Source organism: Kitasatospora sp. NPDC018619, from assembly GCF_044391605.1.
Taxonomy (GTDB): domain Bacteria; phylum Actinomycetota; class Actinomycetes; order Streptomycetales; family Streptomycetaceae; genus Kitasatospora.
In genome coordinates, this window is sequence record NZ_JBISAI010000002.1 from 115475 (window position 1) to 141829 (window position 26355).

At 74.7% G+C, this 26355-nt stretch carries 21 protein-coding genes; 8 read left to right on the forward strand and 13 right to left on the reverse strand.

What is annotated here, in order from left to right; all coding sequences use genetic code 11:
- The first annotated feature begins 3 nt into the window (after positions 1-3).
- Together ACH5AR_RS03140 and ACH5AR_RS03145 are read left to right on the forward strand one after the other, a co-directional pair.
- Entirely contained in the window at positions 4-1737 is a 1734-nt protein-coding gene (locus ACH5AR_RS03140) for a trypsin-like serine protease (protein ID WP_396299648.1), read from the forward strand.
- A gap of 128 nt (positions 1738-1865) precedes the next feature.
- The gene (locus ACH5AR_RS03145; RefSeq protein WP_396299649.1) at positions 1866-3707 is read left to right on the forward strand and encodes a trypsin-like serine protease; all 1842 of its coding nucleotides are present in this window, start codon (positions 1866-1868) and stop codon (positions 3705-3707) included.
- A gap of 90 nt (positions 3708-3797) precedes the next feature.
- On the opposite strand, the gene ACH5AR_RS03150 is transcribed toward ACH5AR_RS03145, so the two are convergent.
- From ACH5AR_RS03150 to ACH5AR_RS03180, 7 genes are all read right to left on the reverse strand, one after another.
- Positions 3798-5228 carry an MFS transporter gene (locus ACH5AR_RS03150; RefSeq protein WP_396299650.1) on the reverse strand — a complete coding sequence of 477 codons (1431 nt, stop codon included), beginning with the start codon at positions 5226-5228 and terminating at the stop codon, positions 3798-3800.
- On the reverse strand, positions 5225-6088 hold the full coding sequence (locus tag ACH5AR_RS03155; RefSeq protein ID WP_396299651.1) for a glycerophosphodiester phosphodiesterase: 864 nt from the start codon (positions 6086-6088) through the stop codon (positions 5225-5227). Before ACH5AR_RS03155 ends, ACH5AR_RS03150 begins: the two co-directional genes overlap by 4 nt.
- A gap of 152 nt (positions 6089-6240) precedes the next feature.
- The gene (locus tag ACH5AR_RS03160; RefSeq protein WP_396299652.1) at positions 6241-7419 is read right to left on the reverse strand and encodes a damage-control phosphatase ARMT1 family protein; all 1179 of its coding nucleotides are present in this window, start codon (positions 7417-7419) and stop codon (positions 6241-6243) included.
- Between the two features lie 184 nt (positions 7420-7603).
- Complete coding sequence (locus ACH5AR_RS03165) at positions 7604-8017, reverse strand: hypothetical protein (RefSeq protein ID WP_396299653.1); 414 nt, start codon at positions 8015-8017, stop codon at positions 7604-7606.
- The gene (locus ACH5AR_RS03170; protein ID WP_396299654.1) at positions 8014-8481 is read right to left on the reverse strand and encodes a protease inhibitor I42 family protein; all 468 of its coding nucleotides are present in this window, start codon (positions 8479-8481) and stop codon (positions 8014-8016) included. The genes ACH5AR_RS03165 and ACH5AR_RS03170 overlap by 4 nt, the downstream gene beginning before the upstream one ends.
- 14 nt (positions 8482-8495) lie before the next feature.
- Complete coding sequence (locus ACH5AR_RS03175) at positions 8496-10073, reverse strand: peptidoglycan-binding protein (RefSeq protein ID WP_396299655.1); 1578 nt, start codon at positions 10071-10073, stop codon at positions 8496-8498.
- Positions 10074-10277: 204 nt separating this feature from the next.
- Positions 10278-10664 carry a hypothetical protein gene (locus tag ACH5AR_RS03180; RefSeq protein WP_396299656.1) on the reverse strand — a complete coding sequence of 129 codons (387 nt, stop codon included), beginning with the start codon at positions 10662-10664 and terminating at the stop codon, positions 10278-10280.
- A gap of 173 nt (positions 10665-10837) precedes the next feature.
- Here ACH5AR_RS03180 and ACH5AR_RS03185 point away from each other — a divergent pair, with 173 nt between their 5' ends.
- Entirely contained in the window at positions 10838-11443 is a 606-nt protein-coding gene (locus tag ACH5AR_RS03185; protein ID WP_396299657.1) for an SGNH/GDSL hydrolase family protein, read from the forward strand.
- A 75-nt stretch (positions 11444-11518) separates the two neighbouring features.
- On the opposite strand, the gene ACH5AR_RS03190 is transcribed toward ACH5AR_RS03185, so the two are convergent.
- Positions 11519-12427 (reverse strand): UTP--glucose-1-phosphate uridylyltransferase, encoded by a 909-nt coding sequence (locus ACH5AR_RS03190; RefSeq protein WP_396299658.1) that lies wholly within the window; start codon positions 12425-12427, stop codon positions 11519-11521.
- A 304-nt stretch (positions 12428-12731) separates the two neighbouring features.
- Between ACH5AR_RS03190 and ACH5AR_RS03195 the strand changes: the two genes are divergently transcribed.
- On the forward strand, positions 12732-13103 hold the full coding sequence (locus ACH5AR_RS03195) for a YciI family protein (protein ID WP_396299659.1): 372 nt from the start codon (positions 12732-12734) through the stop codon (positions 13101-13103).
- Complete coding sequence (locus ACH5AR_RS03200; protein WP_396299660.1) at positions 13100-14437, forward strand: RNA polymerase sigma factor; 1338 nt, start codon at positions 13100-13102, stop codon at positions 14435-14437. The genes ACH5AR_RS03195 and ACH5AR_RS03200 overlap by 4 nt, the downstream gene beginning before the upstream one ends.
- Here ACH5AR_RS03200 and ACH5AR_RS03205 read toward each other — a convergent pair.
- The 3 genes from ACH5AR_RS03205 to ACH5AR_RS03215 form a co-directional block, all read right to left on the reverse strand.
- Positions 14382-16184 (reverse strand): penicillin-binding transpeptidase domain-containing protein, encoded by a 1803-nt coding sequence (locus ACH5AR_RS03205; protein WP_396299661.1) that lies wholly within the window; start codon positions 16182-16184, stop codon positions 14382-14384. The two genes, ACH5AR_RS03200 and ACH5AR_RS03205, sit on opposite strands and share 56 nt — an antisense overlap.
- A 140-nt stretch (positions 16185-16324) precedes the next feature.
- Complete coding sequence (locus ACH5AR_RS03210; protein WP_396299662.1) at positions 16325-16831, reverse strand: carboxymuconolactone decarboxylase family protein; 507 nt, start codon at positions 16829-16831, stop codon at positions 16325-16327.
- Between the two features lie 63 nt (positions 16832-16894).
- On the reverse strand, positions 16895-18142 hold the full coding sequence (locus ACH5AR_RS03215) for an MFS transporter (protein WP_396299663.1): 1248 nt from the start codon (positions 18140-18142) through the stop codon (positions 16895-16897).
- A gap of 95 nt (positions 18143-18237) precedes the next feature.
- Between ACH5AR_RS03215 and ACH5AR_RS03220 the strand changes: the two genes are divergently transcribed.
- On the forward strand, positions 18238-18741 hold the full coding sequence (locus tag ACH5AR_RS03220; RefSeq protein WP_396299664.1) for a MerR family transcriptional regulator: 504 nt from the start codon (positions 18238-18240) through the stop codon (positions 18739-18741).
- Here the strand turns inward: ACH5AR_RS03220 and ACH5AR_RS03225 are convergent.
- A complete protein-coding gene (locus ACH5AR_RS03225; RefSeq protein ID WP_396299665.1) occupies positions 18698-19936 on the reverse strand; it encodes a cytochrome P450 in 1239 nt (412 codons plus the stop codon). The two genes, ACH5AR_RS03220 and ACH5AR_RS03225, sit on opposite strands and share 44 nt — an antisense overlap.
- A gap of 198 nt (positions 19937-20134) precedes the next feature.
- Complete coding sequence (locus ACH5AR_RS03230; protein ID WP_396299666.1) at positions 20135-23344, reverse strand: M28 family peptidase; 3210 nt, start codon at positions 23342-23344, stop codon at positions 20135-20137.
- Positions 23345-23702: 358 nt separating this feature from the next.
- Between ACH5AR_RS03230 and ACH5AR_RS03235 the strand changes: the two genes are divergently transcribed.
- Both ACH5AR_RS03235 and ACH5AR_RS03240 read left to right on the forward strand, forming a co-directional pair.
- Positions 23703-25136, forward strand: coding sequence for a helix-turn-helix domain-containing protein (locus ACH5AR_RS03235; RefSeq protein WP_396299667.1), 1434 nt, complete (start codon positions 23703-23705; stop codon positions 25134-25136).
- 310 nt (positions 25137-25446) lie between these two features.
- Positions 25447-26304: a sterol desaturase family protein gene (locus tag ACH5AR_RS03240; protein ID WP_396299668.1), complete on the forward strand. Its 858-nt coding sequence runs from the start codon at positions 25447-25449 to the stop codon at positions 26302-26304.
- Positions 26305-26355: the final 51 nt, after the last annotated feature.

Genomic DNA, 26355 nt, shown 5'->3' on the forward strand with positions numbered 1-26355 from the left:
CCCATGTCCCGCAAGTCCCACTTCCGTTCCCGTCCGGCGGGTGTGCTGGCCGCGGCCGCCGTCGGCACGCTGTGCACCCTCGCCCCGGCCGGCGCCGTCTCCGGCGGCGCCGCGGCCGACACCGCCTCCGCCGCCACCGCGCGGATCGTCGTCGGCGACAGCCTGCGCGCCTGCACCGGCGCGCTGATCGACCAGTACTGGGTGCTCACCGCGGCCTCCTGCTTCTCCGACGACCCGGCGCAGCCGGCCACGCTCGCGGCCGGAAAGCCGAGGTGGAACACCACCGCCACCGTCGGTGCCACGTCGGCCCAGGTGGTCGAGCTGGTGCCGCGCGCCGACCGGGACCTGGTGATGGCCCGTATCGCCGTGCCGATCGGCGGTGTGACGCCACTTGCGGTGGGCACCTCGGCGCCGACGGCCGGGCAGTCGCTGCGGGTGGCCGGTTTCGGCCGGACCAAGGACGAGTGGGTGCCGAACAAGCCGCGCACCGGCGCGTTCTCGCTCGACACGGTGAGCGCGAGCGGTGTCGGCATCACGGGGACGGGCGGCGCGGCGGTCTGCAAGGGTGACACCGGCGCCCCCGCGATCCGCGAGGTCAACGGCAAGGCCGAGCTGGTGGCCGTCGCCTCCCGCTCCTGGCAGGGCGGCTGCCTGGGCACCCCGGCCGCCGAGACCCGGACCGGCGCGTACGCGACCCGGGTCGACGACCTCGGCGTGTGGATCACCAACGTCCGCCACTCGACCCCGTCGGGGACCAAGGTCACCGGCTCGCCGTTCACCGTCGTCGACCCCGCCACCGGGCATCCGCTGACCTTCGTCCAGGACAGCAAGAACCACCTGTGGTCGGTCGACCCGCAGAACGAGGGCTGGACCGACCTGGGCGGCTACGCGGCCGCCCGCCCCACCGCGATCGCCAACCCGGCCGACAACCACGTGATCGTGTACGTCAACGGGCCGGACCACAAGCTCTGGTCCTACGACCGCACCACCGACAAGTGGACCGAATTCGTCCCCACCCCGGCCGGGACGGTGCTGGCCCCCGACGCCGTTCCGCGCACGGTCGTCGACCCGGCCACCAACCACCTGGTCACCTTCGTGCGCGACACGGCCCACCACCTGTGGTCCGTCGACCCGCAGGGGGAGGGCTGGTACGACTTCGGCGGGCTGGCCGCCACCGACCCGGTGCCCGTCATCAACCCGAACGACGGCCACATCGTGGTCTACGTCAACGGGCCGGACAACCGGCTGAACTATATCGACCGCCAGGGCGCCGGACGGGTCGAGTTCGTCCCGCCGGCCCTGGCCCCCGACGCGGTGCCCTCGACCGTGGTCGACCCGGCCACCGGGCACTTCACCACCTTCGTCCGTGACGCCGCCCACCACCTGTGGTCCGTCGACCCGTGGGGCCCGGGCTGGCGCGACTGGGGCGCGATGGCCGCCACCGACCCGGTCGCGATCGCCGACGAGGCCGGCAACCGGACGGTGGTGTACGTCAACGGGCCGGACAACCGGCTGAACGCGCTCGACTTCGCCACCGGGAAGTGGACCGATTTCGGCCTCAGCCCGTCGGGCACGGCGCTGGCGGCCGACGCCGTTCCGCAAACCGTCGTCGACCCGGTGACCAGGCACCTGGTCACCTATGTCAGGGACGTCAACAGCACCCTCTGGTCCGTCGACCCGCAGGGCCAGGGCGGCCCGGTCTGGGTCCGCTTCCACGGCGGTCCCTCCGCCCCCTGATCCACGGCCGACGCCGGTCGGCCGGTCGTGGCCGCCGGTCGAACACCGACGGCAGCCCGCGCACCCGCGGGCTGCCGTCCCCCCCAACGATCCCCGCACCTTCCCCTCGCGCTTTCTGGAGAACCCTCATGCCCCGCAAGATCCCGTCCCGTTCCCGTCGGGCGGGTGTGTTGGCCGCGGCCGCGGCCGCCGGCACGCTGTGCACCCTCGCCCCGGCCGGCGCCGTGGTCGGCGACGCGGCCGCCGACGGCTCCTACGCCTACACCGTCCGCCTGGCGATCGGCGACAACGCGCGCGTCTGCACCGGCGCGCTGGTGGACCGCTACTGGGTGGCCACGGCCGCCTCGTGTTTCTCCGACGACCCGGCGCAGCCGCAGGCGCTGGCCGCCGGTGCGCCGAAGTGGAGGACCACCGCCACCGTCGGCCGCACCGACCTGGCCACGGGCGCCGGTGTCGTGACGGACGTGGTGGAGCTGATGCCGCGCCAGGACCGCGACCTGGTCCTGGCCCGCCTGGCCGTGCCCGTCACCGGCATCGCCCCGGTCGCGGTCGCCGACACCGCCCCGACGGCCGGGCAGACGCTGCGGGTGCCCGGGTACGGGCGCACCGGGACGGAGTGGATCCCGAACCGGCTCCACGCCGGTGCGTTCAGCCTCGACACCGTGAGCCCGACCGGCATCGGCACCACCGGCACCGGCGGCGCGGCGGTCTGCAAGGGCGACACCGGCGCCCCCGTGATCCGCGAGGTCAACGGCAGGGCGGAGCTGGTCGCCGTCGCCTCCCGCTCCTGGCAGGGCGGCTGCCTGGGCGTGCCCGCCACCGAGACCCGCACCGGCGCGTACGACACCCGGGTCGACGACCTCGGCGCGTGGATCGACCAGGTCCGCGACGGCTGGTGGGGGACGGTCACCGCCAACCCGGCCGCCCGCAGCTCGGTCTACGACCCGGTCCGGAAGACCACCACGGTCTTCGCCGTCGACAGTGACCGCCACGTGGTGTCCTCCTCGAGCGCGGACGGCACGACCTGGAGCGACTGGACGCGGGTCGGCGAGGACTGGCAGTTCGCGAGCGTCCCCACCGCCCTGTTCAACCCCGCCACCGGTGCCATCGAGCTGTTCGCCGTCGGCACCGACGGCGTGCTCAGCCAGACCTACTGGATGCAGGACGGCCAGGGCTGGCGCGAGTGGTACTTCCAGCCCACCGACAGGAGGTTCACCGGCAGCCCCACCGCCGTCTACAACCCGGCGACGAAGACCGCGGAGGTCTTCGCGACCCAGACCAACGGGGCCGTCTCCCACTCCTACTACACCGTGGGCACGGCAGGGTGGAGCGGCTGGTACGACATCAAGGCCGACCGGGAGTTCACGGGCAGCCCGAGCGCCCTGTACAACGCCGCCACCGGTGCCGTCGAGCTCTTCGCGGTCAACACCGACGGCGTGCTGAAGCAGACCTACTGGCTGCCGGGCCAGGACTGGTCCCCCTGGTACGCCCAGGACGACAGCGTGAGGTTCACCGGCAGCCCCACGTCCGCCTACGACCCGGTCACCAAGGCCGCGGAGGTCTTCGCCACCCGGACCAGCGGTGTCGTCGCGCACGCCTACTACACCCCGGGCATGACGAAGTGGAGCGGCTGGTCCGAGATCCGGGGCCGCACGTTCGCGGGCTCGCCGACCGCCGTCTTCGACCCCGCCACCGGCGGCTTCGCGCTGTTCGCGGTCGACGGCGACGGCATCCTCGCCCGCGCCGAGTGGCAGCCCGACGGCAAGCCGTGGAGCGACTGGACCTCCGTCGGGGACTGGAGGTTCAGCACCGGCCGCTTCCCGACCGCGACGTTCAACGCGGCGGCCGGCACCCTGGACCTCTTCGCCACCGGCCGGAACGGCGTCTTCAACCACGCCTCGTACCGGCCGGGGAAGAGCGGGTGGAGCGGCTGGAACACGCTCCCCGGCAGGACCATGGTCACCGGCTGACGGAGCGTCCACGGACCTGGGAACGGACCGGGCCCGGCCGCCCTCCCGCCTGAGCGGGGGCGGCCGGGCCCGCGGCGGTCCGGCGGGGCGTCAGAGGCGTTCGGGGACCGGGTTGCCGACGGCCTCGACGGCCCGGCGGACGGGGACCTTCAGCAGGACGGCGAAGCCGATGACGAAGAAGACCAGCAGCGAGATGATCGCCGAGCGGTAGCTGCCGGTGACCTGGTAGGCCACGCCGAAGACGAGCGGGCCCATCCAGCTGGTGCCGCGGTCGCTGATCTTGTAGAAGCTGAAGTACTCGGCCTCCTTGCCGGGCGGGATCAGGTGGGAGAACAGGGAGCGGGAGAGCGCCTGGCTGCCGCCGAGCACCAGGCCGATCATGCAGGCCAGGGCGTAGAACCAGGCGGGCTGGTGGGCGGGCATGAAGTAGCCGAGGGCGAGGGTGACGACCCAGCCGGCCAGGGAGCCGAGGATGGTCCGCTTGGCGCCGTACCGGTGGGCGATCCGGCCGAGCAGCAGGGCGCCGCCGATGGCCACGACCTGGACCAGGAGCACGGCGGTGACGAGCGAGGTCTGGTCCATCCCGAGCTCCTCGCTGCCGTAGAGCGAGGCCTGCGAGACGACGGTCTGGATGCCGTCGTTGTAGCAGAGGAAGGCCGCGAGGTAGAGCAGGGTGAGCGGGTGCTCGCGCATGCCGCGCAGCGTGCGGCCGAGTTCGCGCAGGCTGCCGGCGGTGGGCTTGCCCGGTCCGCCGGGTCCGCCGGGTGTGGCGGGGGCCGCGGGGGCCACGCCCGCCCGGGAGGGCAGCCGCAGCATCGGCACGACGGTGAACAGCGCCCACCACAGGCCCGCCGAGGCGAGGCAGATCCGTACGGCGGTGCCGGAGTCCAGGCCGAACGCGTCGTGGCCCTGGAACAGCGCCAGGTTGGCGATCAGCAGCAGTCCGCCGCCCGCGTAGCCGTAGGCCCAGCCCTTGGAGGAGACCTGGTCGCGCTCGTCGGGGGAGGCCAGGCCGGGCAGGTAGGCGTAGGAGAGCGCGACCGAGACGGCGTACGAGATGTTGGCGACCACGAGCAGCGCGCCGCCGAGCAGGTAGCGGTCGCCGCCGAGGAAGAACATCCCCATCGTGGCGAGCGAGCCGACGTACGCGAAGCCGCACATCAGCTCCTTGTGCCGCCCGGTGCGGTCGGCGAGGGTACCGGTGAGCAGCATCACCGCGACCGAGAGCAGCACGGAGAAGGAGACGGTGTACGGGAAGAACGATCCCGCGCGGATCGTCAGGCCGAGCGGGTGCACGTCGCCGGCCGGGTCGGCGGCGTCCTTGGCGACGGAGGTCAGGTACGGGCCGAGGAAGACGGTCAGGACGGTGGCCGAGAAGGCGGCGTTGGCCCAGTCGTTGACGTACCAGCCGAACTGCATCCGGCGCAGGGCCCGTCCGTCGCCGGTGGCCGCCGAGACGGCGCCGGCCGGGCCGGTCGGGGGGTCGTCCGGCAGGTGCGTCGCCGAGTTCGTGGTGCTCATGGGGTTCCCATCACCGTGCTGGAGCCGGTACTGCCGTCGTGCCAGCAGCCCCGCTCGCCGAGGACGTCCCGCAGGACGTCGATGCGATCGGCCATGATGCCATCCACACCCAGGTCCAGGAGAGCCCTGATCCGTGTGGGATCGTCCACAGTCCACACGTGCACCTGGAGGCCGAGCCGGTGGGCGGTGCGGACGAAGGCCCCGTCGACCACCCGGACGCCCCGGTGCCGCTCCGGCACCTGCGCGCACAGCCCGGCGAACGGCGCACCCGGACGGGACGCCGCACCCGGACGGGACGGAGCACCGGGACGGGACGGCTTCCCCGGGCGGGCGGGGCGCAGGAACGATTCGGCCAGCGACCGCAGCCGGAGCCTGGCCACCTCGCGCGGGCCGAGCGAGGTGGCCAGCCGGGGCCCCGCCGCGGCGCGGACGGCGGCCAGCCGGGCGTCGGAGAAGCCGCCCACGCAGACCCGGTCCCAGGCGCCGGTCCGCCGGACCGCCTCGACCAGCGGCGCGACGGCGGGCGCCGCCTTGACGTCGATGTTGAAGCGGGCCCCGGGGAACGCGCCGAGCAGGTCCTCCAGCAGCGGTACCGGCTCCGTCCCGCCGATCCGGGCCTGCCTGACGGCCTCCCAGGGCAGCTCCGCCACCGCCCCGGTGCGGTCGGTGACCCGGTCCAGCCGCTCGTCGTGGAAGGCCACCAGCACGCCGTCGGCGGTCGCGTGCACGTCCGTCTCCAGGTAGCGGTACCCGAGCGCGACGGCGGCCTCGAAGGCGGCGAGGGAGTTCTCGGGGCGCCCGAGGTCACCGCCCCGGTGTGCGAAGGCGAGCGGCCCGGGGTGGTCGAGGAAGGGGTGCATGCGGTGCTCCGAGCAGCGGGAGGGGGGGCGGGGCCGGATCCGTGGGCGTACCAGCGCGTTACAGTATTACGCACCCTGTCAAGCGGTAACGCCGCGCCCGTTGGGGCCCGCCGGGCCGTCAGACCGCCGGGCCCGCCGGGACGCCGGCCCGGTCAGGCCGCCGGGCCCGTGCGCGGGTCCACCTGGACGACGGCGTGCCGGCCGTCGGTGCGCCACGGCGTCCCCGTCCCGTCGAGCCGGGCGAGGACGGCGGCGTCCAGGCCCACGACCACGTCCGACTTCAGCGTCCGCAGCGCCGCCACGGCCGAGGGGAAGTGCCCCGCCGCCCCCGCCGCCCCGGCGAACGGGGTGGTCGGCGGCCAGTACCGGTCACCGACCAGCCGGCGGTAGTTGAGGTCCCCCTTGACGATCGTCAGCGCCGCCCCGGCGAACTCGGCCCGCAGGTCGGCGGGCAGGTCGTGGTAGGGCAGCGGGGCGCAGAAGAAGGGATGCGTCCGGACGGCCAGTGCGCCGTCGCCCAGCGCCCGCCACAGCCGGGCGCCGACCGCCGCGGCGGCGGGGGAGGGCGCGGCGCGCAGCCGGCCGACCGCGGCGAGGACGTCGGCCATCGTCGCGTCCGACACGAAGTACGGCTGGGGCTTCACGTACAGCGCGACCCGCGCCGCCAGGCCGTGGGCCAGCAGGTGGTCGATCAGCACCAGGTCCGGCAGCAGCTCCCGGCCCGCGTTGTCCGCGACGACGCAGACCGTCCCGGCGCCGTTCCCGGCCCGCTCCAGCGCGGCCCGCAGCAGGGCGCCGTCGTCGGCGGCCAGGTCAGGGGCCGCCTCCCCGGCCGCGCCCGCGGTGATCCGGAAGCTGAGGTCCGCCCGGTTGCCCCACAGGGCGGAGGACACCAGCGCCTCCGCCCGCCGGGCCTCCGGCAGTCCGTCGAGCCCGTCCAGCGCGGCCAGCTCCTCGTCCACCGCCCGGCCGCCCAGCTCGGCGGACTTGAACGGCGCGAACGGATCGACGCCCTGCCAGGCGCCGGGCCGGAAGTAGCCGGTGGCCTCCAGCAGCCGGCGGTAGAAGTAGCTCTCCGCCCACAGGAACGGCGCCTCGCCCCACGGCCGGCCCCACAGGCCCTCGCCCCACGCCAGCCAGCGCGCCCCGTCCGGAGCGTCCGCGCCGAGCGGCTCCAGCACGCCGGTGGTGCTCTCCACCAGCAGCCGCTCGACCGCCGCCCGCTCGCCCGGGCCGTACGGCAGCGCGGCCAGCACCTGCCGGAGGAGCTTCGGGTGGCGCTCGTGGAACACCCCGTGGGCGAACGACCCGGGGACGTCGCCGCGGATCACCGGCGGCAGGGCCGACGGGCTGGACCGACCCGGCTGATCCGCGGGGCCCGGCTGGTCGGACGGCTCCGAGGGGGCCGGCTGACCCGGCTGGTACGGCTTCGGCTGGTACGGCTTCGGCACGGCAGGGGCTCGTCTCTCTCGTCCTGGGTGGTCGGAGCCACCGGCACGGCCGAGTGTAGGCCGCTCAGCCGCCCGCCCCGCCGCGGACGTCCCGGACGTCCCGGCGCATCCCGAGGATCTCCGCCACGGCGTCCAGCCAGCGGGCGAGCAGTTGGTCGCCGTCCACCGTGGTGACGGTGGTGGCCGCCGAGCCCAGCCACTCCCGGGCGAGCCGGGCCGGCTCCGCGCCGGGCAGCGGCTCGGCGAGGTCCGCGGCGTAGCGGGCGCCGCCGCTGCGCACCACCTCGGCGAGGAAGGCGAGCGAGCGGGGGAGCACCCCCAGCCCGTCGGCGGCCAGCGCCGCCGCGACGGCGCCCTCGCCGAACAGCGCGTTCCGGTGCGGGCCCGCGAAGGCCAGCCCGTAGCGGAGCATGGCGGCGACGTCGAGCTGCCGCAGCTCGTCGTCGCCCTTGGGGCGGAAGCGGTCCTCGGAGCTCATCGGACCGTCACCGGGTAGGTGGTGCGCACGATCAGTTTCCTGTTCTCGTCGGTGGGGGCGGGGAGGTCGCAGTAGCTGCGGAAGCAGTTGAGGAGGGTGACGGCGGTGGTGCCGCGGCCCCTGGCCTCGAAGGTGTAGTAGCGGGTGCCGCCGGCCCCGTCCGAGGTCTTCGACCCCTCCGGGAGGTCGAGCTTCTCCGCGACCAGGGTCGCGACCGAGGCGTCCGGCTTCGGCTCCGCGACGCTCCAGCGGTCGCCGACCGAGGTGTTGTCCCGGACGGCGATGGTGAAGCGCTCGCCGACGGCCAGGCTGACCGAGCGCTCCTGCGCGCCGAGCACCCGGCCGCGGCCCGACCCGCCCGACCCGCCCGCCCCGTCCTGCCCGCAGGCCGTCGGACCGGCGGCCAGACCGGCCGCCAGGACGACGGCCAGGGCCGCCACCCGGCCCGGTGAACGCGTGGACACCCCTGCCGCCCCGGTCACTTCGGCAGGTGGACGGCGTAGGCGGTGGGCAGCCGGTCGTCCGAGGCCCCGGCCATGCGGCCGTTGACGAAGTCGTCCTCGCTGACCCACGTGGTGGTGCCCCACGGGTTGTAGATCTGCAGCATGTTGCCCTCCTGGCCGACGATCATCATCGCGTGGCCCGACCGCTTGCCGTCCTTGTCGTAGCCCTCGACCCCGACCGGCACCGGCTTGCCGTCGGCGACGGCCTTCTCGATGTCCGGCAGCAGTTCGCGCCGGGCGTTCGGGTCCGGCACCGGCTTGTAGTCGAAGTCGGCGCCGGTGTGCGGGCTGACCTCCTTCTCCAGCACCTTCTCCTTGCCGTCCGCCCCCATGCCGTTCCAGCCGTCGCCGCCGCCGCCCTCCTGGTGGACCCGGTGCTGCTCGGCCAGCAGCCGCTGCTGGAACGCCGCCGGGTCGTCCTCCTGGCCGGACGGGCCGCCGGTCAGGTCCAGCGCGTAGAGCGGGTCGACCATCGCCCGGGCGGTGACGGTGGAGGAGGCGACGCAGGTGCCCTCGGTGTCCGCCTGCTTCCAGTCGGCGCCGTCGAAGGCCACCTGGTCGGTGTTGACGTTGGAGCCGTTCTCCCGCTGCCCGCCGCTGGTGGTGTCCCCGTCCTCGGTGTAGACGGGCGTCAGGTGCGTCCGGAGCCACTCCGGGTCCTTGCCGTGGATCTTGCCCTGGAAGGTGCGGATCTCGTCCATGGAGTGGCCGGCCGCGAGTGCCTTCATCAGGTAGGCGCGCTCCTGCGGGGACTTGGAGTCGGCGAGCAGCTTCTCGAAGTCCGCCCGGTCCTTGTCGTTCATCCTGTCGAGGTACTCGCCGGACCGCTTCATGTCGTTGGCGGTCAGCAGCTCGTTCAGCTCGGTCGGACCGTCCGGGCCCGCGGTCTCGGCCAGCACCAGCTTGTCGGCGGCGGTGACGGCGCCCGACGTCATCTTCCCGGCCCGGGCCTCGGAGGCCAGCTTGTTCAGGTCGCGGGCCGCCGCCCGGGCCGCCTCGTCGGCATGCTTGGCGGCGCTCAGCATCGCGTCGACCTGGGGCACGGCGGCCTGCTGCGCCTTCTTGCGCGCCGCCTCCTCGTCGTCGTCCTCGAACCAGTCGTCGAACCAGCCGTCCTCGCCGCCCAGCGAGCTCAGCACCTGCTGGAGCGCGGACCGCGCGGCGCCGTCCTGGCCCTGGGCGGAGCGCAGCGCGTCCGCGAGGCCGAGCAGCGCCAGCCCGCCGTTGTGGAGCGCGGTGGTCTGCTGGTCGACGGCGCGGGCGGCGGCGGCCACCACCTCGGCGGCCTTGGCACCCGTCGAACCGGTCCAGACGTCCGGCAGCCCGGCGGTGGCGACCGCCAGGACCTCCTGGTGGAGCTGGTGGGAATCGGCGGCCGCGTTCTTGTAGCGGTTGCCGGCCGCCTCGATGGTGCCCGGGTCCCCGACCGGCGCGTGGACCGCGAGGGCGCCCTTGATCGCGGAGATCAGATCGTTCTTGCTGTCCGCCTCGCGGACGTCCTTCAGCCGGTCGGTCAGCGCCTTGCAGCGCTGCGTGGTGGATTCGCCTGCCATGGCGGCTCGTTCGCCCCCCTGTTCCCGTTGCCCGTGGTGTCGTTCCCGCCGCTGCCCGGCGGCCGTGCGTCAGGTGCCCGCCGGCGGCTCGTCAGCCGCCGTCCGCTCCCGCACCTGTCCCTGGTTCCCGCGCCCGTCCGTGCTCCCGGGTCGGTCCTGCTCCCGGGCCCGTTCGCGCGGGGCCGCGCGCCCGTTCGGCGAGCCTCAGCCGAAGGGCCGGTAGTCGCCGCTGCGGGAGGCCGTCGCGAGGTCCTTCACCACGGAGCCGTCGGCCGACCGGTAGCCGGCCGAGGAGCTCCGCACCTTGCCGGCCAGCTCGCTCAGCGCGCTCTTGATCGTCGCGCTCTCCGCCTGCCAGGACGTGCTGAAGTTCCGGTACGCCGGGTCGGCGTCCTCGCCCCCGAACACGTCCGCGGTGTAGCAGACCGGATCGCTGATCGCCGTCCCGATCGTCGCCTCGTCCTCGGATGCCTTGTCCAGCGCGTTGGCCTGCGCCTCGGCCCCGCCGGCCTGGATCGCGTACCCCGACCCCTGCGCCATGCTGCTCTCCTCGTCCCCCGAGCCGTCCGCGCGACGGCGTCCGAGCACCATACGGTCCCTCCGGTGCCCGGGCAATTCGTCCCGCGCCCGGTGGGAACGGTGGAGCAGACCCATGACGTGCCGTCCGCCGCCCTGCGGCCGACGGACGGTGGACGCCCGGGGGCGCGGTCGGCCCCGGGGCCGTAGGATCGCCGCACGCTCAACCGGCAAGGGAGGAACAGCAGATGATCGGGCTTTCCGAGGAGCCGATGACCTGGGTGATGGCCGGGGACAGCATCACCCAGGCCGCCTACCACACCCACGGCGCCCGCGGCTGGGTGGAGCACGTGCAGGAGCGGCTGCACTGGCAGCTCGGGCGGCTGACGGACGTCGTGGTCAACACGGGGGTGTCCGGCTGGCGGGCCACGGACGTGCTCGACGCGTACGACTTCGTCATCGGGCGGTTCGCGCCGGACGTCCTGTCGCTCTCGCTGGGCACCAACGACGCCTGCGCCGGACGGGACGGCCTGCCGGAGTTCCGCGCGGCCATGCGCGAGGTCATCGACCGCTCCGCCGGTGCGCGGATCGTCCTGCAGACGCCCGTGGTGTCGAGCTCCGCCGGCCGCGCCGCCCGTGCGGAGCTGCCCGCGTACTGCCAGGCCGTCCGCGAACTGGCGGCCGGGACCGGCGCGTTGCTCGTCGACCACGAGGCCCACTGGCTCGCCGAGTTCCCCGACGGCGAGGCCATCCCATGGCTGGACGACCCCACCCACCCCAACGCCGTCGGCCACCGCCGGATGGCCGACCACATGCTGCGCACGCTGGGCCTGGGCGAGCTCACCGAGCTCTGAAGGGCCGCCGCCCCGGCCGGACCCGCGGCCCCGGTCGGGCGCCCCGCCCGCCGCCCCGGCCGGGACCGACCGGCCTCAGCCGGTCGCGGACGGGGAGAGCTCCGCGGCGAGCCGGCGCAGCTCGGGGCCGTACTCGGGGTTGGCGAGCGCGGCGGCGAACTGGGCCCGCAGGTAGGCGGCGGGGTTGCCGGTGTCGTACCAGGTGCCCGCGATGACCTGCCCGTAGACCGCGCGCCGGGCCGCGTAGGCGTTGATGGCGTCGGTCAGGTAGACCTCGTCCTCGGGCTTCTCGTGCCAGCGGAGGGTCAGTTCGCGCAGCTCGTCGACGATGCCGGGGGTGATGACGTAGCCGCCGATCGCGGCGTACGAGGAGGGCGCGTCGGCCGGCTTGGGCTTCTCGACCAGGCCGGTGATCCGCAGCGAGCCCCCGCCGAGGTCCTCCTTGACCACCGGCACGCCGTAGCGGTAGGAGTCCTCTGGGGCCATCGGCATCAGCGCGAGCACCGGCGCGTTGGTCTGCTCGTACGCCCGGATCAGCTGCTGCGCGCGGGGGACCTCCGCCACGAAGACGTCGTCGGGCCAGAGCACCAGGCAGGGCTCGTCGCCGAAGTGGCGGGCGGCGTTGAGCACCGGGGTCCCGTTGCCGTACGGGCCGTGCTGGTAGAGGTAGCTGATGTGGCCCTTGCGGGACAGTTCGCCGACCTCCTCGACCGCCGCCGCGAAGGCGGTCTTGCCGTCCCGGCGCAGCTGCTCGACCAGCACCGGGTTGGGGCGGAAGTGCTCCTGGATCAGGCCCTTGTCGCCGTTCACCACGATGGTGATGTCGGTGATGCCGCTCTCGATCAGCTCGCGCACGGTGTGCTCGATCACCGGCTTGTCGCCGACGGGCAGCATCTCCTTCGGCGTGGCCTTGGTCAGCGGCAGGAGGCGGGAGCCGAGCCCGGCGGCGGGGATGACGGCTCGGCGGATCGTCCTGGGGGCCATGTGACGCTCTCTCGTTTCGTCGTGGTGCAGCGCCGTGGTGACGCGGCGTCACGACCGACGCTATCAAGGACCGCAGTCACGTCGAGTGGACGGTCGGCATACGGAAGGTGGCCCGCCGGCAGCCGTCCGGATCCGCCCGCCGCCCGCCGCCCCGCAGCCGTCCGGATCCACCCGCCGCCCGCCGCCGCCCCGGCGCGGATTCGGGGAAGATGGCCGGGCGGAGGACGTCAAGACCGCGGAGCCCGCTCCGACCACCGTCGGAGGCGGCCCGGCCGAGGGCCCCGCGAACCCGAGGAGGACCCGGATGAAGTTCCTGATCGGCCTGCACATCAACCCGGCCGTGCTGGAGGCCCTGACCGACGAGGAGAAGGCCGCGATCGGCGCCGGGCACGGCCGGTTCATCGAGGAGCTCAAGGGATCCGGCGAGCTGATCGTCACCCAGGCGCTGGTCGACCCGTCGCAGGCCGCCGTGGTGACCGTCCGCAACGGCCAGCCGGTGGTCACCGACGGGCCGTTCCTGGAGGCCAAGGAGTTCCTGGGCGGCTTCTACCTGGTCGACTGCGAGGACAGGGACCGCGCGGTCGAGCTGGCCGCCCGGATCCCGGACGCCGCGATCGAGGGGCTGGGCGTCGAGGTGCGGCAGGTGATGTTCTCCGACGGACACTTGGAGGCATGACGGAACCGGACTTCGAGGACCTGCTGCGTGGGCTCACGCCGCAGGTCCTCGGCACGTTGGTACGACGGTACGGCCGCTTCGAGGGCTGCGAGGACGCGGTGCAGGAGGCCGTCCTCGCCGCCGCCGTGCAGTGGCCCGCCGAGGGGGTGCCGGACAACCCGCGCGGCTGGCTGGTGACGGTCGCCTCCCGGCGGCTGGTCGACCAGGTGCGCGGGGACCGCGCCCGGCGCGAGCGGGAGCGGGCGACGGCGGCCGCCGAGGTGGTGCCGGAGGAGGTGCCGGACACCGACGACACGCTGCTCCTGCTGTTCCTGTGCTGCCACCCGGCGCTGACCGCGGCCTCCCGGACGGCCCTGACGCTGCGCGCGGTCGGCGGCCTGACCACGGCCGAGATCGCCCGGGCGTTCCTGGTGCCGGAGGCGACGATGGCGGCCCGGATCAGCCGGGCCAAGCAGCGGATCAGGGCGGCCGGCGGCTCGTTCGGCCCGCCCGGGGCGGCCGGATCGGCCCTGTCCGCCCTGTCCGCCCTGTCCGCCCTGTCGGCGCTGTCGGCGCAGGAGTACGAGGAGCGCCTGCGGGTGGTCCTGCACGTGCTCTACCTGGTCTTCAACGAGGGCTACACCGCCTCCTCGGGCGGCGAGCTGCAGCGCGTCGACCTCGCCCACGAGGCGGTCCGGCTGACCAGGATGGTGCGCGCCCGGCTGCCGGAGGACGGCGAGGTGGCCGGGCTGCTGGCGCTGATGCTGCTGACCGACGCCCGCCGTGCCGCCCGGACGACGGCCTCCGGCGACCTCGTCCCGCTCGCCGAGCAGGACCGGACCCGGTGGGACCGCGGGCTGATCGAGGAGGGGACGGCGCTGGTCAGGGAGGCGCTCGCGGGCCCGGCGCTCGGCCCGTACCTGCTCCAGGCCGCGATCGCCGCCACCCACGCCGACGCGGCCGCCGCCGAGGACACCGACTGGCGGCAGGTGTCCGCGCTGTACCTGGTCCTGGAGCGGATCGCGCCCAACCCGATGGTCACCCTCAACCGGGCGGTCGCCCTGGCCGAGACGCAGGGCCCGGAGGCCGGGCTGGCGCTGCTCGCCGGGCTGGAGGAGGACGCCCGGATGGCCGGGCACCACCGGCTGCTCTCCGTCCGGGCGCACCTGCTGGAGCGGGCCGGCGACCGTGCGGGGGCGTACGAGCAGTACCGGGGCGCCGCCCGGGCCACCGCGAGCCTCGCGGAGCGCCGGTACCTGGAGGCCCGGGCGGCCCGGGTGCGGCCCGCGCCGCCCGCCGTCAGCCCTTGCCGCCCGCCTTCAGCACCTGCGCCGCGGCCACGCCCGCCGCGCTGAAGCCGTGCCCGCCGCCCTCGACCTCGGCGGCGACGGCGAGGTCCCCGCGGTAGGCGATGAACCAGCTGTTGGTGGCCTGGCCGCCGGCCTCGACGGTGCCGGTCTTGGCGCCGATCTGGCCGGACAGGCCGGCCATCGGGGTGCGTGCGGTGCCCTGGGTGGCGGTCCTGGCCATCATGGCGCGCAGGTCCCGGGCGACGTCCGCGGGCAGCTTGCCGGGCGCCGTCACGGGCTTGACGTCCTCGCGCAGCACGGGCTGGCGGAACGTCCCGCTCTGCACGGTGGCGGCGACCGAGGCCATCAGCAGCGAGTTGACCTGGATCCGGCCCTGGCCGATGTACGCGGCCGCGGCCTCGTCCCGGTTCCCGGGCAGCGGGATGGTGGCGTCCCGGCTCGGGACGCCGATGCGCCACTCCAGGCCGAGGCCGAACTGCTCGCGGGCCACCGCGCCGAGGGTGCCGGGCTGGAGCTTCTCCAAACCCTTGTCGATGAAGCCGGTGTTGCAGGAGCGGGCGAAGTCCTCCGCGAGCGTGGCGGACGGGAAGTCGCCGCTCTCGTCGTTGTGCCAGGCGCGCGGCGAGTAGGTGGTCTCCTTGCACGGCACCACGGTGTCCGGCCGCACGCCCGCCTCCAGCAGCGCGGCCGCGGTGACCACCTTCATCGTCGAGCCCGGCGCCTGCCCGCCGGCGAGGGCCCGGTTGAAGCCGCCCTGCGGGGCGTTCGCGATCGCCAGGATGTCGCCGGTGCTCGGCTGCACCGCCACCAGCGAGGCCGGGTTGCCGTTCGCCGCCTGCTGCTTGACGGCGTCCTCGGCCACCTGCTGGAGGTCGGCGTCCAGGGTGAGCCGGACCTGCGGGGCGCTCGGCGGGGTCAGCACGAACAGCCGCTCCGGCTCGGCGCCCGTCCCGCCGCCGGAGAGCACCACGGCCCGGCCGGCGGCGCCGGTGGCACCGCTCGGCGGGGCGATCTGCGGCAGCAGGGCGGCCAGCGACGGGAAGGCGTCCAGCGGCCGGCCCTTGCGGTCGGCGGGCTTGGACACCGGGTCGGGCAGCGCCTTCACCGCGATGGTCCGGCCCGGGGCGAGCTGCGGGTGGATCACGGACGGCTTCCACCGCACCACGGCCCGCCCGTCCGGGGAGCGGACGACGCTCAGCACGCTGTCGTACTCCCAGGCGGACGGGGTGCCCTCGAACTCCGCCCTCACCCGGAAGCCGAGGGCCGGCTCGCTCGGGGTGTCGCCCTGCGCGCGGCCCGTCCCGGTCAGGGCCAGCGAGCGGGGGCCGACCTGCTCGTGGAAGGTGCCCAGGGCGGCGCGGGCACTCTCCGGACGGTCCGTCAGGCCGGCGGCGGCCGCGAGGTCGCCGCGGCCCCAGGCCGCCAGGAACTCCTTGGCCGCCGACTCCGCCTGTTCGGCGGTCGGCGGCTCCTGCGGGGCCTTCGCCACGGTGCCGGAGCCCTGCTGGCCGCCGCCGGACGGGCCGTGGTCCGTCACGGCGTTCAGCACGTTGTAGGCGCCGTAGCCGCCGACCGCCAGCAGGGCGGCGAACACCCCGCCGGCGGTGACCATCACGACCCGGCGCGCGGTCGAGCCGCGCGGGGCCCCGTCCTCCCCGTCGTCCCCGAGGCCGCCGTACGGGTCGTACTCGATCTCGACGTCGGCGAGGCGGTCGTCCCCCGCCCGGGCGTCCCGGGCCCGGTCGTCCCCCGCCTCGTCGCCCCGCCGTTCGTGTCGCCGATCCTCGGACATGCTTCCGCCCCCCTGTGGTCCTTCGCGGGTGCGGCCGCCCCTCCGGCTCGCCGGCCCGCGGCCCGACGGAAGTCCGTTCGGGCGCGGACCAGCCTATGCCGAGGCGGGTGATCGGTCGACCACGGGCGCCGTCCGCCCGGTCAGGCCCAGGGGTCGGTGAAGGAGCGGCCCGGGACGGGCTTGGCGACCAGGGCGATGGCGGTGAAGAAGCCGACCTGGCCGATGGCCAGCATGAGCGTGGTCAGCGCCGTGTCGTCGTAGTGCCCGGCGACCTCGGCGTACAGCGCGTCGGACACCCGCTCGCCGTGCGGGTTGGGCTGGAGGACGGCCTCCACCAGGGCCAGCGCGGCGCGCTCGGGGGCGGTGAACCAGGGCGAGTCCGGCCAGCCGGCCACCGAGGCGATCCGCTCCTCGGACTCACCGGCCTTGCGCAGGAAGCCGGTGTGCAGCACGGTCAGGTAGGTGCTGCCGACGATCTGGCCGGCCCGCAGCTGGACCAGGCTGATGGTGCTGCGGGGGACGGACCGGTTGCCGGTGGCCCTGAACAGCGCGGCCGAGACCTCGGCGAGCTCGGGGACGAGCGCCACCGGGTCCTGGGCCAGGCGCGGGCGCAGCGGGACCTCGGCGGTGATCGGGCGGGTGGTCATCGTGGTGTGTTCCTCTGCTCCGGTGTTCTTCCGGTCCGTCCGCGGGGCGGGCGAACCGTGCGGTCACCTGTCCGACGGATCCCGGCGCGGGTTTGTGACATCCCGGCCCGCCCGGAGTCCGAGGGCGCCGCCGGCCAGCAGCAGACCGGTCATCGCGAGCAGCGGCGCCGTCCAGGAGCCGCTCGCGGTGCGCAGCGCCGCGACGAGCGCGGGCCCGGTGGCGGCGAGCAGGTAGCCCCAGGTCTGGGCCATGGTGGAGAGCGCGGCGACGTGCTCCGGGTCGGTGCCCCGACGGGCGAACAGGACGGCGGCGAGCGCCTGCCCGCCGCCCATGCCGGTGCCGAGCACGGCGGCCCAGAGCGGGGCCCCGCCCGCCGGGGCGAGCACCACCCCGACCAGGCCGAGGACGCAGACGGCCACCACGCCCAGCAGGTACGGCCGTTGGTCGTTCCGGGCGGCGGCCAGGGTCGGGGCGAGGAAGCCGCCGACGGCGAGGCCGAGGATCAGCACGGCCTGGTCGGTGCCGGCGGCCGTCCGGCTCACGCCCGCGTCCACCAGGACGGTGGGCAGCCAGGCCAGCGTCGCGTAGAAGACCAGCGTCTGGGCGCCGAAGAAGGCGGTCAGGCTCCAGGCGAGCGCCGTCCGCCCGACGCGTCGGCGCCCGCCGGGCGCGGCGGGCCCGGCCGGCCTGCGGGCGGTCCGCAGCTGGGGCACCAGGCCGGCCGCCGCCAGCGCCGCCGGGACGACGGCGAGCGCGATCGCGGCCTGCCAGGACCAGGCGTTCGCGACCGGCGCGACGAGCGCGGCGACGGCCGCCGACCCGGCGCCCATGGACAGCGCGTAGACGCCCGTCATGGTGCCGATCCGCCGGGGCGCGAAGCGCGCCCGGACGAACACCGGGACCAGCACGTTCACCACCGCCACCGCGGCCCCCACCAGCACCGTGCCCGCGTACAGCCCGGGCAGGCCCGCCGTCCGCAGCACCGCGCCGGCCAGCAGCAGCACGCTCGCCCAGAACAGGCCGCGCTCCTCGCCGAGCCGCCGCCGGGCCAGTGCCCCGAGCGGGGCGAACAGGCCCATGCACAGCGGCGGCAGCAGCGCGAGCAGCGTCACGGTGCCCGCGCCCCAGCCGGCGACCGGCGCGAGCGGTCCGAGCTGCCCGAACGCGACCCGGGTGTTGAGGCTGAGCAGGACGAAGCCGAGGACGAGCAGGACGCCGGAGGCCCGGGAGGCGCCCGACGCGGCCGGAGCGGTGGCGCCCGGCGCGTCGGCGGTCGGTGTGGTGTCGGCCGGTGCATCGGTGGGCGGCATGAGCGCAGGGCCCTTCGCTTGGACGAGAGGTTAGGCTTGCCTCAGCTTTCTCGCTCAAGCGTGCTTGAGCGCAACCCCGAGGGAGGTGACGGCGGATGGCGGAGCTCCACTCGATCACCGAGGTCGCGGCGGCCTTCGGCCTCTCGGTGCCGGCCCTGCGCTACTACGAGGAGTGCGGCCTGGTCGCCCCCGCGGCGCGCCGCGGCCGGGTCCGCTACTACGACCGGGAGGCGCTGGAACGCCTCGCCCTGGTCCAGCTCTGGCACGTGGACGGGATGATCCCGGTCGGCGGGACGGTCGCCGTGCTGGCCAGCGAACAGGCGGACGAGCGCAGGGCGCTGCTGCACGCCCAGCGGGACGGGATGCTCGCCCGCGCCCGCCGGCTGGAGCACGCCGCGGCCGTCCTCACCCACATGCTGCTCTGCAGCCGGGACCGCCCGCTCGACTGCCCGACCACCCGGGCCCACATCGGCGCCCGGGTCGACGCCGCCCTGGCCGGCCGGGAGCTCACCGACGGCTTCCTGCCCGCACCGCCGGACACGCCCCGGGACGACCTCAGCCCAGTACCGCCGGCGTCGGCCCGTCCGGCCGCACGGTGATGCCGTACGCCGCCCCGTCCGGCCGCGAGCGGAACGCCAACGGCCCCAGCGGCAGCAGCAGTTCCAGCAGCGCCACGGTCTCCCGCAGGGCGAACCGGGTGCCCAGGCAGGCGCGGGCGCCGAGGCCGAACGGGAAGTAGGCGCCGAGCTGCGCCGGGCGCTGCGCACCGGGGCCGAAGCGGGCCGGGTCGAAGCGTTCCGGATCGGGCCACAGGGCCGGGTCGCGGTGGGTGAGGTAGGGGCAGACCAGCACGTCCGTCCCGGCGGCGACGCGGTGCCCGGCGAGGACGTCGTCCTGGAGGGCGTGCCGGGGGAGCAGCCAGGCGGAGGGGTAGAGCCGCAGCGTCTCGGAGACCAGCGCCCGCGGGTCGGCCGCCCGGGCCTCCGGGTGGCGGTCGAGCAGCAGGAAGAGCCAGGTGAGCGTGGTGGCCGTGGTCTCGTGGCCGGCGACGAGCAGGGTGACCAGCTCGTCGCGGATCAGCCGGTCGGTGTACGCCGGGTCCTGCTCGGCCGCCTCGACGAGCACCCGGAGCACGCCGGGTTCCTCGGTCGGCCCGGCCGAGCGCGCCGCGTCGATCGCCGCGTGCGCCACCGCGTCGATCCGGGCGAGGTCCCCGGCGACGGCGTCCCGGGCGTCCGCCGCGTCCGTCGGCAGGGTCGGCATCGCGGCCACCACCCGTTCCACCGACCGCAGTTCGTGGTCCGTCCGGTCGTCCAGCGGCAGCCCGGTGAGCGCCCGCCAGACGGTGTCCAGGGCGAAGCCGCGCATCTCCTCGCCGACGTCGAAGGTCTCCCCGCTGCGCCGGTAGCCCTCCCAGCGCTCGGCGGTGCGGCGCGCCGCCGCGGCGATCCGCCGTTCGTGGCGGCGCATCCCGGTGCCGGTGAACTGCGACCGGAGCAGCCGCCGCTGGCGCTTCCACGGCTCGCCGGAGGCGGACAGCACGCCGTCCCCGACCAGCGTCCGGGCGCGGTGCGAGCGCTTGACGTAGCGGTCCGGGTGGTGGCCCAGGACGTGCTGCACGGCGGCCGGGTCGGTGACCAGGACGGTCGGTGTCGGGCCGAGCCGGAACGCGGCGACGCCGCCGAGGCCGTCCCGGGCCCGGGCGAGCAGGTCGACGAGTTCGGCCTCCTCGGCCCGCCACTGCTCGACGATCTCGGCGGCCGGCTCCGGTACCGGGCCGGTGTCCGTGTCCACGGGGCGGCTCCTTCCGGTGGGTGACGGATCGGTGACGGTGCGTCCGCACCGAACCCTACGCCAGGGCGGGGCCCGCCCGTCGTGGGTCCGCCGAACGGGCGGCGCGCCCCCCGGCCGCCCCGGACACGGCTGCGCCGCGGTCCGTCCCCCTCGACGGACCGCGGCGCAGCGGCTTCATCCGGCGTCAGGACGCCGCGGTCACACGGCCTGCCAGAGCGCCGGGACGACCGGCGGCTCCCAGCCGACCTGGGCGGTGTGGCCCTGGAGGCAGCGGTAGCTGACCCCGTTGTACGTCACCACGTCGCCCGCCTGGTAGGTGGTGCCGGGCGTCCAGGTGCCGCCCGGGTTCGGCGAGTCGTTGCCCACCACCAGCGAGAAGCTGGTGCTGTGGGTGGCCGAGCCGGTCCCGGTCAGGGTGATGGTGTAGGTCCCGGTGGCGGTCGAGGCGGAGGTGGCGACGGTGAGCGTCGCCGAGTTGCCGGACTGCACCGAGGACGGGTTGAAGGAGACCGTCACGCCCGCCGGGGCGCCCGAGGCGGCCAGGTTGACGGTCTGGGCCGAGCCGGAGGTGGTCGAGGTGGCGACGGTCGCGGTGGTGGTGTCACCGGGCTTGACGGTGGCGGTGGCCGGGTTCACCGAGAGGGAGAAGTCGTTGGCGGGCGTGGTGCCGCCGACCGAGGTCTTCCAGATGGTGTAGGCCACGCCGTCGGCGTTGCGGTTCAGCACCGTGGCGTCGATGTTGCTGGTGGTGTCGCAGGACGAGTGGTAGCAGGAGTCGTACGACCGGCCCGCCGTGCCGCCCCACTTGGCCGCCTGCGCCGAGGTCTTGGTGGCATCGGCGCCGGCCGCGTAGCCGGAGGTGGGGATGCCGGCCTGCTGGAAGGAGTAGTCGTCCGAGCGGCCCTGGCCCTCGACGTTCTCCTCCGGCTTCAGGTTCAGCGAGTCCCAGTAGGCCTTCATCGGCGCGGCGGCGGTGGAGTTGATGTTGTTGATGAAGTAGCCGGCGTTGGGCGAGCCGACCATGTCGAAGTTGTAGTACGCCTTGATCGCGGAGCGCTGGGCGGAGCTCAGCTGACCGACGTAGGACTGCGAGCCCTGGAGGCCCTGCTCCTCACCGGTCCACCAGCCGAACCGGACGTGCCGGGTCAGGCCGGGGTTCTGCTGGGCGAGCACGAGCGCGTTCTCCAGCAGGACGGCCGAGCCGGAGCCGTTGTCGTTGATGCCGGGGCCGGCCGAGACGCTGTCCAGGTGGGCGCCGAACATGGTGACCTGGTCGGACGGGCCGCCGGGCCAGTCGGCGATCAGGTTGTTGGACTGGTAGGTGCAGGAGGTGCAGGTCTGCTCGGTGACGCTGTACCCGGCCGCCTGCAGCTTGCCCTTGATGTACGCCAGCGACTGGCTGTGGCCGGCGCTGCCCGCCCGGCGGTGGCCGCCGTTCTGGTTGGCGATGCTGTTCAGCTGGGCCAGGTGGGCCTGGACCTTGGCGACGTCGATGTCGGGCGCGGGCCCGTTGGGGGTACCCCCGCCGCCGACGGTGAGGCTGTACTGGGCGGTGTGGGTGGTGGCGCCGGCGGTGCCGGTGACGGTGATCTGGTACGACCCGGCCACCGCTGCCGAGGAGGCGGCCAGGGTCAGGGTCGAGGAGGAACCGGCCTGCACCGACGAGGGGTTGAAGGTCGCGGTGACGCCGGCGGGCAGGCCGGAGGCGGTCAGGGCGACGCTCTGGGCGGTGCCGGAGGTGACCGCGGTGCTCACCGTCGAGGAGGTGGAGGCGCCGGGCTGGACGGAGCCGGACGTCGGGCCGAGCGACAGCGAGAAGTCGCTGGTGCCGGACGGCGTGCAGGTCGGGTCGCCGCTCTGGGCGGGGACGCTGACGGCGTCCCAGGCGGCCTTGGCCCGGTTGTAGAAGGTGCACGAGGGGTCGAGGCTCTTGGCGGCGGTGAGGGTGGCGGTGCGGTAGCGCTTGTAGGTCATGCCGCTGGTCTTCAGGAGCATGCCGCCGTAGAAGACCCGGCCGGCGTCCTTGATGCCGATGCCGGTGACGGCGGAGGTGTTGCAGGTCGGGCTGGTGGGCTTGCCGCCGCCGGGGTTGGAGCCCTCGGCGAGCAGGTAGAACCAGTGGTTGAGCGGGCCGGCCGCGGCGTGCTCCTCGGTGCTCGGGATGGACGCCGAGTAGCAGTTCGGGTTGTTGCCGACGAGCGAGGGGTTGTACATGTTGCGGATCGGGCCGTTGCCGACGAGGTTGATCATCTCGCCGACGGTGTAGTCCGGCGAGTCGTAGGGGGCGGGCTCGTTGGCGTAGGCCTCGGTCAGCGCGCCCATGATGTCGCCGGTGGCCTCGCCCAGGCCGGACTCGTTGTTGGCCCCGCCGGGGGTGTACTGGTCGATGCCGTGCCCGAACTCGTGGCCCACCACGTCGATCGAGGCGATCCACTTGTTGGCCTGACTGTGGCCGATGGATATCGTGCTGCCGTCCCAGTAGGCGTTGACGTCGTTGAGCCCGACCTTCACCGGCCAGCTGCCGCCGTTGCCGTTGTGCCCGTTGCGCCCCAGCCAGTCGCGGAGCATGTCCCATTCCTTCTGCGCCGCGAACATCGCGTCGCCGCAGCCGGTCTCCTTGCTGGAGGCGCTGCCGGTGCCCCAGGAGTCGCCGGACTTGGAGAACACCTGGCCGGTGCCGTAGTCCGAGCACGACAGCCCGGGGCGGTTGGGGTCGCGCAGCGAGTACGAGCCGCCGGAGTTCGTCGTGCTGATGGTGACCGGGGCGGGGCCGTTCCACTCGCTGTTGACCGTGCCCGCCCGGACGTCGTCGTAGCTGTCGACGACCTCGCCGGTGGTGGCGTCGACGAAGACGTGCAGGCGGCTGGGGGTGCTGCCCCGGTGGCCGGCGAGCACGGTCTCCCAGGCCAGGCGGCCGCCGTTGCCGTCCTTGACCCGCACGACCAGCCGGCGCGACTCCACCGAGTCCACCGAGGCCAGCTTGGTGCGGGCGGTCCGTTCCGCCTGGTCCGCGCCGATCTGCGGGGTGGTGGAACCGCCGACGGGGCCGGTCGCGGCGGACTGGAGGGCGCGGACCCGGCCCTGGGCGTCGGCGAGGACGACGGCGTCGCCGCCGACCACGGGCAGCCCGTGGTAGCTGCGCTCGTAGGCCACCGAGTAGAGCCCGCCGACCCACGGGGTCACGGACGTGCGCTCGTAGGTCTCGTCGGGGCCCTTGGCCAGCGCGTCCAGACCGGCCGCGGCCGCGGCGTCGGCCGCGTTCACCGCCGCCGCCAGGGCGCTCGGGGGTGCGGGGGAGGGGGCGGGCGCGGCGGTGGCCGGCCCCGCGGTGGCGGCGATCATGCCGGCCAGGACGGTCAGGGTGGTCGCCGTGGTCAGCAACCGGCCTGCGGAAACTCTGCGTTGCATCGAGGCTCCTCGCGTGTGGGGGTCCTCGACCGCGGACGGCGAAGGCTGGTGGCCGCACCGCAGGCCGCGTCCGGGGGGACGGCCGTGCGGGCCGTCCGCGCTCGGGTGCCCGAACACTCACACGGCGTCATGCCCCGGTCAATGCCTGGTGCGCCCGAGGCAAGGGGTTGGCAAATTCCGTCAAGCCCGTCGGTCCGGCTTTGCGCCAAGCTGGGGTTTTCTTCAAGTGGTTGAGACCACGTCATGTACGCGGTGGGTGGCGATCGAGTACCGTCCTCCTGATCGGAGTCGTCGGAATCACTGGAATCGTCGACAGGCCCTGCGACCGGCCGGGGACGACGAGCCCGGGGAGGCAGCCGTGCAGCGGAACCGTGTGGCCCCCGCGGTGGCGGTGCCGGCGCCGCCGACCGGCCGCGGGCAGGACGCCTGGCGGGAGTTCGGCGCCCGGCTGAGGCACTGGCGGCGCCGGGCCGGCCTCACCCAGGCACAGCTCGGCGCCGGGATCGGCTACGACCACACCGCGGTCAGCAAGATCGAGCACGGCGCCCGCCGGGTGACCCCCAGGGTCGCCGACCGGATCGACGCGCTGCTGGGCGCCGCCGGGGAGTTGAGCGCCGCCTGCCAGCGCGCCGAGACCGCCGAACTGTGCGACCTGGACGCCTTCTCACCCGCCCTGCTGCGGCCGCCGCTGCCGGGCGGGCCGCCGTTCGGCGCGCCCGCCCCGCTGCGCGCCCCCGCCCCGCTGCGACTGCCGGACTACGGCCTGCTCTGCCCGCTGCACGGGGCCGAGGGCTGTTCCGTCCCCGAGCCCGCGGAACTCGCGGCCCTGCACGCGGAGTTCTGCGCCGCCGCAGTGCTCGCCGATCCGCCCGCCGCCCGCCCGCTGGACGCCGTCACCGCGCACGCCCTGACCGGGCTGCTCGCCGCCCACCTGCGCTCCGGCGAGACCGGCGACCGGCCGGCCCTGGCCGCCGCCGTCGAGCGCACCCTGCACGCGGTGCTGGCCCGGCTCGCCACCGCCCCCGCCGACCAGCGCGGCCCGCTGGCCCGGCTGGCCGCCGAGCACGCCCACGCGGCCGGTGCCCTGCGGATGCAGGACGGCCGGAACGCCACCGCGATGGCCTGCTACGACCGCGCCCTCACCTGGGCCGGGCTGGCCGGGGACCAGGCGACCCAGGTCGGCACGCTCAGCGACATGAGCATCCTGGCCCGGCTGGACGGCGACCCGGCCGCGGCCCTCGGCTACGCGCGGGACATCGAGCGCGCCGCCCCGGGCCGGCCCTGGGCCGGGGCGATGGGCCGGATCAGCCAGGCCCGGGCGCTCGCGCTGACCGGGGACGTCCGGGCGACCGTCCGGCAGATCGGCCTGGCCCGGGCGCAGCTGGAGCACATCGGCGAGCAGGACGAGGCCGACGTGCCCTGGCTCTCCATCGCCCCGATGCGGATGCGGGTCGAGTCCGCCGCGGCCGCTGCGCTGCGCGACCTCGCGGCGGCCACCGACGACCCCCGGCTGGCCCGCCGGGCGCTGGACGCCACCGAGACCGCCCTCGGCCTGCTCGGTCCGGACCAACTGCCCGCCAGCCGTCTCCTCTTCATCGTCCGGGCGGCCGACTGCCACGTCTGCGCGCACGATCCGGCGGCCGCCGTCGACCTGCTCGGCCCCGCCCTGGAGGCGACCGGCGCGACCGTGCTGCCCGCGCTGGTCGAGTACGAGCTGCGCGGTCTGCGCGACCGTCTCGCGGCGCACGCGCCCCGTGCCGCACACCGACGGGCGGAGCCGGCCCGCTCCTGATCCGACGCCCGCTCCGGGGGCCGGCCGCTCCGGGAGCCCGGATTGGCCGGATCGCCGACCGCGCGCGGCAGCGCGGAGGGGGCGCAGACCAGCGCGCGCTTCCCCGCACGGCTGCGGGTGCACCCCGTCAAGTCCCGGAAACTTTCGACAATGCGCCCCCTTCGCGCCGGATGAACGTCAACTTCGTGCGCGTATAGTCCGCCGATCGGGTCATTCATGGAGTTAACACGTCGAATGACTGTCACGGCGCGCATCACCCGCTAGAGTCTCTGACGTTTCCAGTCGTTAGTCCGCGAAGAACGGGGGGCGCGTGCTGTCAGCCATTGCCCGCCGGCTCGCCCATCCGCTGCTGCTCCTGGGTGTGCTGTGCACGGCCGTCGCGACCCTGCACTTCCACTGGGCGCCGGACCAGGTCTCCCCGCTCTTCCTGATCGCGATCCTCGGATACCTGGCGGTCCTGGAACGGGTGATCCCGTACCGGGCCGACTGGCACCCGAGCCGTCGTGAACTCGGCTGGTACAGCGCCTACTTCGTGCTGAGCATGGTCGGCGGCGCACTGGCCCAGGGGCTGGTCACGACGCTGGTGGAGGTGCTCGGACCGACGCACCCGGCGCTGCCGTTCGCGGTGGAGATCCCACTCGCGCTGCTGGTCGGCTCGCTCGGCGACTACCTCGTGCACCGCTGGTCCCACCGCAACCGGTGGCTCTGGCGGCTGCACGGGGTGCACCACGTCCCGGACAAGGTGAACGTCGCGAACAACGGCGTGAACCATTTCCTGGACGTGTTCGTCGCGCAGTCCGTGGTCCAACTGTCGCTGGCGCTGATCGGATTCTCGCCGGATTCGGTGTTCGTGGTCGGAATATTCATCCTGGCTCAGGGGTATTTCGTCCACGCCAACATCGAAGTCCGTATCGGTCCGCTCGGCCACGTCCTGGCCGGGCCGGAACTCCACCGCCTGCACCACAGCACCGACCTCGCCGAAGCCGGCCACTACGCCTCCGACCTCTCGCTCTGGGACCACGTGTTCGGGAGCTTCACCTGGCGGCCCGGCCGAGTGCCGAAGGCCGTCGGCCTCACCGACCCGGCCGCGTTCCCCGCGACCGGTGAACTCGGCGCCACCCTGATGCACCCCTGGCGCCGGGCGAAGACCACCGAGCAGTCCGTCTGACCCTCCGGCCCGAGCGGCCGCTCCCATCTGCCCGTGTCCCCGGCGCCACGC